Genomic DNA, 7,760 nt, shown 5'->3' with positions numbered 1-7,760 from the left:
CGTACACGCCGGCCTGGTTCACCTCGGAGCCATCGGGTAGCACCACAAACTCATCTTCGCAGATGGTAAACTCCTGCTCGGAGAACAGCAGCGGGTTCACAATAACGGTGGTGGTGATGGTGGAATCGCAGCCTGTTACCACGCTTTGCAGGGTTACGTCGTAGATGCCAGCTTCGTTGACTTCGCTTCCATCGGGGAGGCTGGTGAATTCTCCTTCACAAATGGATACTTCCTCTTCCTCAAAGAGAGGTGGATTGACCACAACGAACGTGGTTACAATGCTGTCGCATCCTGTTACAACTGATTGCAGCACTGTTTCATAACTTCCGGTATCACTTGTTTCCGTTCCATCGGGAAGTGTAACCGTTTCGCCTTCGCAAATGGTAAACTCCTCCTCGGATTCCAAAATGGGAAGCAAGGTTAGAATCGTGGTTACAATCGAGTCGCAGCCGGATTGAGCGATGAATGCGTGTTCAAAGGTTCCCCCGGTTGTAGTCTCTGATCCGTCAGGCAGGACATAGGTCTCACCCTCACAGAATTCGTCTTCCTCAGTTACTTCGATGACCGGTATTTCACTCAGGATGACGGTTAAAGTACTGTCGCAGCCACCTGAAGTGCTGAGCAGGTTGACGTAGGTACCTGCGCTGCTAACCACAGTTCCATCGGGAAGTGTGTAATTCTGCCCGGGACAAATTTCATCTTCAACTTCTTCGAAAAACTCATCTACCACGGTTACAGTAACCGGCAAAGTGATGACCTGTCCAGCGCAGCCGTCATCTACAGTCATGGTGTAGGTAGTTGTTGATGATGGGCTTACGGTAATGCTTTGCCCCGATTCTCCTGTACTCCATTGATAATGGTAAGGAACGGAATTGCTTCCCCACGCATTGGCACTAAGTGTGATGCTTTGTCCGGCACAAATCTCCTGATCGGGGCTTATTTCGGCCTCGAGCGGTTCGTTGTCAATAATCCAAAGAATGGCTTCCTGGGGCTCACAATCGCAAGAATTTAGCACCGTGATAATCACAGACTCCGGCCCCTCGATGATATCGTCAAGAAGAGCTTCAATCACAATGATTATGGTGTCTTGGCCAGGCTGAAAGGTGATGGAACTCGGAATCGGAGTATAGTCTTCACCCATTGTGGCGGTACCGGATATTTCAAACTCTATGGTGAAAGGCTCATCGAGGGGCTCGCTCAGGATAAATGTAAAATAGCCGTCGTCACAGCCTTCGTAGGCATCCTGGGTGTCTCCGCTGGTAGCTGAGGTAAGATCCACTTCGGTGCCAGCTGAGAAGCTCTGTGCCTGGAGAAATACTCCGGAGTCGTAGATACCGTCTCCTGCATCTGCTATGGCTATCGTGATGCTGTATGTCTCACAGGGAACAGTGTTGATTACTGCTTCGAGCGGTGTGGTGAAGCCATCGTATTGCAAGCACTGTCCTCCTGTGTTGTCAACGTAAAATTGGGGATAGTGTGGCGGACAGGCTGCGCCGTTGTTGTTTACGTTGTTGATCGTTACGGGATCGTTGGTGCCCGGTACCAGTGCAACATTGGTGTTTGGGGCATAACCAGGGCCTGTTACAAAAAACCCAAACGCATCGTTAAAACCTGTGCAAACAAACTCAGGGTATTCCTCTGAACCAAAAACGTAGGTAAAAGTTACCTGATCGGCAGAAGCCACGAATTCGAATGTTATGACCGCTGCATCATAGGTAAGGGCACCGGCAAGGTCTTGCAACAGAGGAAATCCGGGGGTGCCGTTATTCACACCAGCGCTTCCACTATTGTTGGGGCCAGGTGCAATGTTTACGTTGCCGGTGGTGAGCAGAATCCCTTCTTCCATCCCAAAACTGCAGCCATTCCAGAAATTTCCAATGGCATGAGCAGCTCCCGTGTAGGTAACATTAGAAGCGCTCACACAATCTCCAAGAAGCACGTCTGTGATAAGCTCTTCCGCTGAGTACATAGTGCTGCTGGTACTGATGGGATTACCGCCTCCCGGGTCCGGATTCCATTCGGGGCACTCATTGGGCATGTTGTTGGTGTTTGGTGGAGCAGAGCCTGGATTGGTTGAGAAAATTTGCGTTCCGGTGCCACTGGGTCCTGAAAAAACCTGATAGTAATTCTCCGTAGGCCATACCCCGGGGCTGTACAAAAAGGTGATGTTTTGGCCGGGTTGAACAGTAAAGTTAAAACATTGCGGACCAGTTCCGTTGGGTAGTGTGATGCCTGTAAGCACATTCACACCGCCCACCTGAACGGTAAGTGTAGCGCTGTCCCATCCATCACCAAAGGTATCGTATAGACACACGGAAATTTCACATCCATCACCTCCGGGGTCACTGCCTCCACCTCCGCAACCGCTTGCAAAAGAATTGTTCGGCAGAGGTTGTTGGCCCACGGGAGATGCAAAAACGATATTCCCGGTTCCACCTGCACCACTGAAAACTGTATAGTGATTCTCGAAAGCCCATGAACCGGCAGTGTAGAGCACAGCTATAGTGGCACCTTCTGGTACGGCGAAGTTGAAACAAAGTGGTCCGGCTCCCGTGGCCAGCGTGATGTTGCTGAGAACTACAATCCCGTTTACCGTTACCGTTGCTGAGCCTCCGTTCCAGCCATCTCCAAATGTGTCGTACAGGCAAATGGAGTAGGTGCAGTCACCGCCGCCACCACCACCACCACCACCGGCAGCACTTTCAAGGCAATTGGAGCAAGATGGGTTGGTAGAAGCAATATTTGCACAAAGTGCGTCCCAGCTGGTTGTGCAACAAAAACCGTCCTGCGCACACACTGCATTTTGGCAGTTTAAGTCGCCTGGAAAACCTGCAGTTGTTTGCGCCTGATCGCAATAGGGTTGCGCGCTCAAAGAAACATTTGCGAGCAATAGTAACAATAACAGTGTCTTGCGTAACTTTTCGCGGTTAAGATGGAAGGAGCGATATGTCGCGTATAGCCACACGAAATTAACTCCGGATTGGGTGTGTGAGTGGATTCCTAACTTCAGGCAATAACCATAAACCTTCCCTTTTCAAGAAAGGCAACATTAAACCAGGGCTCACAAAGGCTGCGCGCCAAACACGACTAATCAGTGAGGAGAGTAGAAAGAGAGTAGCGATTACAACCATAGGCACGTTGCGTTTTCTTCTGTTTCAATCATCAGAAAACCAACAGTGTTCAATGTAATGGCCAGGACGTTTGACATGCTTGATCGCACCTCTAGGTACAGTGAATGAAACGGGTACACAAGGTTGGTTTTGGTTAGCTGGTCGTAATATCAGGTTTTCTCCTCGAAATAACAAATGCTTTTAGTGGCTCAGGCAGCACTCCTAAACCAATCCTGATTGGCTTAGGAGTCCGGGCATGTAACCAGTGTTACGAAACAATCGCGACCATCGCCCTAATTTTACGCATCTAAACACATCACAAGCATGCGTATTCTTAAATTGTTCGGGTTTACATCCCGAAGTGAAAAAATTGAAAGAGCCCTCGAAAAAGGAGCCATAATAGTAGATGTACGAACTCCCCAGGAGTTTAAGCACGGGCACATCAAAGGTGCGCTGAATATTCCACTGGACCGCATTTCATCGCAGGCGGGGAAGCTGGCTGCCAAAAACAAAGTCATCATCACTACCTGCCGCAGTGGCGCCCGAAGCGCTTCGGCTGCCGCCATGCTCAGATCGGCAGGAATGGATGCCATCAACGGCGGTGCCTGGACCAGCTTGCGAGGCATGGTACACCCGAATACCAAAAAGGCTTCGTAATTTGGTTCGATGAAGCGAGGCAAGCAACCCAACCGTGATCATACGCAGGAGTCGAAAACTTCTGTTGCGACCGGCAATGAGGTGTTTGTAGCGTCCCGGCGGCGCTTTATCACGCAATCAGCACTTGTTGCGCTGGGTACTGTTGTAGGTAGCCCCATTGTCTACGGGCGGCTCCTTCCCGAAGGTTTGATTCCGGTGGTACTTAACCCGGAAGTCGGAAAAGACATTCTGGAGGGCAAGCATCCCGACATGATTGTTCGGAACAAACGCCCGTGGAATATTGAAACTCCTGTGCATTTACTGGATGATGTGGTGACCCCTGCCGACAAAATGTACGTGCGAAACAACGGCAATTTGCCGGAAAATCCGGACGCTTCCTCCTGGGAGCTTACCATTGATGGCGAGGCTGTTCAACGCCTGAAAACCTATTCGCTCGCGGAACTCAAGAACAAATTCAAACACTACACTTACCAAACTGTACTGGAATGCGGCGGAAATACCCGCGCTGAATACACTCCAGGCACCAAAGGAATCCAATGGGGCTATGGTGCGGTAAGTTGTGCCCGTTGGACCGGAGTGCGATTGAAAGATGTGTTAAGTGATGTAGGAATTGCCCCCAATGCTGTGTATATCGGCTACTACGGAAAAGACACCCATGTGAGTGGAGACCTGAACAAAGTGGTTATCTCACGGGGTGTTCCCATTGAAAAAGCCATGGAAGATGAAACCTTACTGGCTTTTCAGATGAATGGGAAGGATATTCCGCTGGCGCATGGCCATCCCTTACGCCTGATAGTTGGGGGTTTCCCTGCCTCAGCGTCGGGAAAATGGGTGCACCGTTTAGTGGTGAGAGACCGCATACACGACGGGGCCAAAATGAAACCGCCCACGTACTGTGTTCCGTGTAATCCGGTGACACCGGGCGACAGCGTTCAGGATGAGGATATGTGTATTATTCAAAACATGCCCGTGAAGTCAATCATCACCTATCCCAAAACTGGGGCAATGGTAAAACCCGGCCAGCAGTTTGAAGTACGCGGTCATGCATGGGCAGGAGACAGAAGTATTCGTGAAATGCACATTTCAGTTGATTTTGGCGCTACATGGCAAGTGTGCAATCTTCAGGCTGCTCCAAATCGCAATGCATGGCAGCAGTTTTCTGCGCAAGTGAATCTTGAGGAACTGGGCTACTACGAAATCTGGGCACGCGCCACCGATGATCAGGGAGTTTCGCAGCCCATGGTACAACCGGGATGGAATCCCAGGGGGTATATCAATAATGCAACCCATCGCATTGCGGTAAAAGTAAGCTAGGTGGCAGCCGATCGTCATACGCGGAATATCATGTGGATGATGGCTTTTGTGTCTGTTCTCGCCACTGCTGTGGCCCTCACAAGTGAACCACCCAAAGAACCGGTTCCTACCATGGAGCAAAGAGAGTCATTGCCCTATGATTCAGATGTAGTGGACGGGATCCACCTGCCCACAGGTTTGCGGGCGTTGAAAAACTATGAGCTGGCCATTCAGCATTGTACGGCCTGCCATAGCACGGATCTGATATTCAGCAGTAAACTCAGCCAAAAGGACTGGTTGGAAACCATCAGGTGGATGCAACAAAAGCAAAACCTCTGGGACCTCGGGAAGGATGAAGCTCCGCTTATTGCCTACCTGGCCACCGCCTATGGCAGGGATACAACCCAGGGCCGGCGAAGAAATCTGGAGATTGCAGAAAGCGACTGGTACGTGCTGGAGGAGTAATCAAGCACGAAGGATTTTCCAATGGTTTTCCTGCCCGCATGGGGAAGATTCCTTCGCAAAGTAACAGTTAATCAGAAACCAAGTCCTTGCACCACGTCGTCATCTGCCTCCTCGGGCAGGGTTACGCGTAAAAGAGGCTCCTGCTCCATGGCCCGACGGATGGCAAAAATAGCTTCCTTGTTTCGTGCCCAACTTCGACGGGCTATGCCGTTGTTTACGTCCCAATGAAGCATGCTGTGCAATCGGCGGTTCGCATCAGCGCTGCCGTCCAGCAGCATCCCAAAGCCTCCGTTGATGACCTCTCCCCAGCCCACGCCCCCGCCGTTGTGGATACTCACCCATGTAGCTCCACGGAAGGAGTCGCCGATGACGTTGTGTATGGCCATATCAGCAGTAAATTGCGAGCCGTCGTAAATGTTGCTGGTTTCGCGGTAGGGCGAATCTGTGCCTGACACATCGTGATGATCGCGCCCCAGTACCACGGGGCCTTTGATGATTCCTTTGGCAATGGCGCGGTTAAAGGCCGCTGCAATGCGCATACGACCCTCGGCATCTGCGTACAGGATGCGGGCCTGTGAGCCTACCACCATTTTGTTTTTTCCGGCCTCTTTAATCCAAAGAATGTTATCGGCCATCTGTTGCTGAATTTCAGACGGGGCATTTTGGGCCATTTCTTCAAGCACTTCGCGCGCTATTCGGTCTGTGGTGTCCAGGTCTTCGGGCAGCCCTGAGGTGCACACCCAGCGGAAAGGCCCGAAACCGTAGTCGAAACACATGGGTCCTAAAATATCCTGCACGTAGCTGGGGTAGCGGAAGGTTCCGTCAGCATTCATCACATCGGCACCCGCGCGGCTCGATTCAAGCAAAAAGGCATTGCCGTAATCAAAGAAATACATGCCGCGACTGCTCAGTGTATTGACCGCAGCCACATGTCGCCGGAGGCTTTCCTGTACATGTTGTGCAAAGCTCCCGGGGTTGGTAGCCATCATGTGGTTGGATTCTTCATAGCTCAACCCTGCGGGGTAGTAACCACCCGCCAGCGGATTGTGAAGGGAAGTTTGGTCGGAGCCGAGGTCAACGTGGATGTTGCGCGCAGCAATTTTCTCCCACAAATCTACCACGTTTCCGAGGTAGGCGTAAGAACGGGCTTCTTGCTTTTGCTGCGAATCCAGGGCTTTGTTGAGGAGCGTGTCGAGGTCTTCTGTCACTTCATCTACCCAGCCTTGCTCGTGGCGTTTCCACGCAGCTTTGGGGTTGATTTCGGCTGTAATGCTCACCACGCCTGCAATGTTTCCTGCCTTGGGCTGAGCGCCCGACATTCCCCCGAGGCCCGCAGTTACAAAGAGTTTGCCCTTGAGCGATTCGCCGGGCTTTACAATTTTGCGGATGGCATTGAGCACTGTAATCGTAGTGCCGTGAACGATGCCCTGCGGACCGATGTACATATAGGAACCTGCTGTCATTTGTCCGTACTGCGTAACCCCTAAAGCATTAAAGCGCTCCCAGTCATCGGGTTTGGAGTAATTGGGAATCATCATTCCGTTGGTTACTACCACGCGGGGTGCGTCCGGGTGTGAGGGGAAGAGCCCCATGGGGTGCCCGGAGTACATCACCAGCGTTTGCTCTTCGGTCATCTCACTAAGGTATTTCATGGTGAGCAGGTATTGCGCCCAGTTTTGAAAAACCGCACCGTTGCCGCCGTAGGTAATCAGCTCATGGGGGTGTTGGGCCACGGCCGGATCGAGGTTGTTTTGAATCATGAGCATGATGGAGGCCGCTTGCCTGCACTGTGCAGGATATGCCTCAATGGGTCGCGCATGCATCGGGTAATCAGGTCGAAATCGGTACATGTAAATCCGACCGTATTTTTTCAGCTCTTCGGCAAATTCAGGGGCGAGGGTGGCGTGGTACTCCTTCGGGAAGTAACGCAGGGCATTTCGGATGGCCAGGGCTTTTTCGCGCGGGTTGAGAATATCCTTTCGCACGGGCGCGTGGTTTACGTCCGGGTCGTAGGGTTTGGGCTCCGGCAGGTTCTGGGGTATGCCGGTTTGGATCTGCTTGATAAAGTTGGTGTGTTGCATTGTTTCCATGCTCTTATCGTCTGATTCGGTCAGTTTTTGGGTCGTAGCCGTAAGGACAGTGTCGGCAGCCGCTTTTACAGCAGTATCCGCGCTTGCGAAGGTAGTGCTCGGTGAATACGATAAATCCTTCGGGTGAGAGGTAATAGTCCTCGGG

5 protein-coding genes are annotated in these 7,760 nt (G+C 51.7%); 3 read left to right on the top strand and 2 right to left on the bottom strand.

The features are described 5' to 3' along the window. Nucleotides 1–2,872, bottom strand: a 2,872-nt coding sequence (locus EA392_00635; GenBank protein TVR42179.1) for a hypothetical protein, incomplete at its 3' end; no start/stop codon positions are given. Nucleotides 2,873–3,434: 562 nt separating this feature from the next. On the opposite strand from EA392_00635, the gene EA392_00630 reads away from it, so the two are divergent. The 3 genes from EA392_00630 to EA392_00620 are packed head-to-tail and all read left to right on the top strand — an operon-like array spanning nucleotide 3,435 to nucleotide 5,525. Beyond that, complete coding sequence (locus EA392_00630) at nucleotides 3,435–3,767, top strand: rhodanese-like domain-containing protein (GenBank protein TVR42178.1); 333 nt, start codon at nucleotides 3,435–3,437, stop codon at nucleotides 3,765–3,767. A 9-nt stretch (nucleotides 3,768–3,776) separates the two neighbouring features. Further along, the gene (locus EA392_00625) at nucleotides 3,777–5,081 is read left to right on the top strand and encodes a molybdopterin containing oxidoreductase (GenBank protein TVR42177.1); all 1,305 of its coding nucleotides are present in this window, start codon (nucleotides 3,777–3,779) and stop codon (nucleotides 5,079–5,081) included. Then, on the top strand, nucleotides 5,082–5,525 hold the full coding sequence (locus EA392_00620; GenBank protein TVR42176.1) for a hypothetical protein: 444 nt from the start codon (nucleotides 5,082–5,084) through the stop codon (nucleotides 5,523–5,525). A gap of 71 nt (nucleotides 5,526–5,596) precedes the next feature. Here the strand turns inward: EA392_00620 and EA392_00615 are convergent, their stop codons facing one another. Continuing rightward, nucleotides 5,597–7,606, bottom strand: a complete 2,010-nt coding sequence (locus EA392_00615; GenBank protein ID TVR42180.1) for a urocanate hydratase — start codon at nucleotides 7,604–7,606, stop codon at nucleotides 5,597–5,599. Between the last annotated feature and the right edge of the window lie 154 nt (nucleotides 7,607–7,760).

The organism is Cryomorphaceae bacterium (assembly GCA_007695365.1).
Lineage (GTDB): Bacteria > Bacteroidota > Bacteroidia > Flavobacteriales_D > SKUL01 > SKUL01.
Note: the sequence above shows the minus strand (reverse complement) of the source record. Positions and strands in the feature narration are given on the sequence as shown.

Coding starts and splice junctions, on each gene's coding strand:
- EA392_00630 (TVR42178.1), top strand. CDS start 3,435: ATGCGTATTCTTAAATTGTTCGGGTTTACATCCCGAAGTGAAAAAATT.
- EA392_00625 (TVR42177.1), top strand. CDS start 3,777: ATGAAGCGAGGCAAGCAACCCAACCGTGATCATACGCAGGAGTCGAAA.
- EA392_00615 (TVR42180.1), bottom strand. CDS start 7,606: ATGCAACACACCAACTTTATCAAGCAGATCCAAACCGGCATACCCCAG.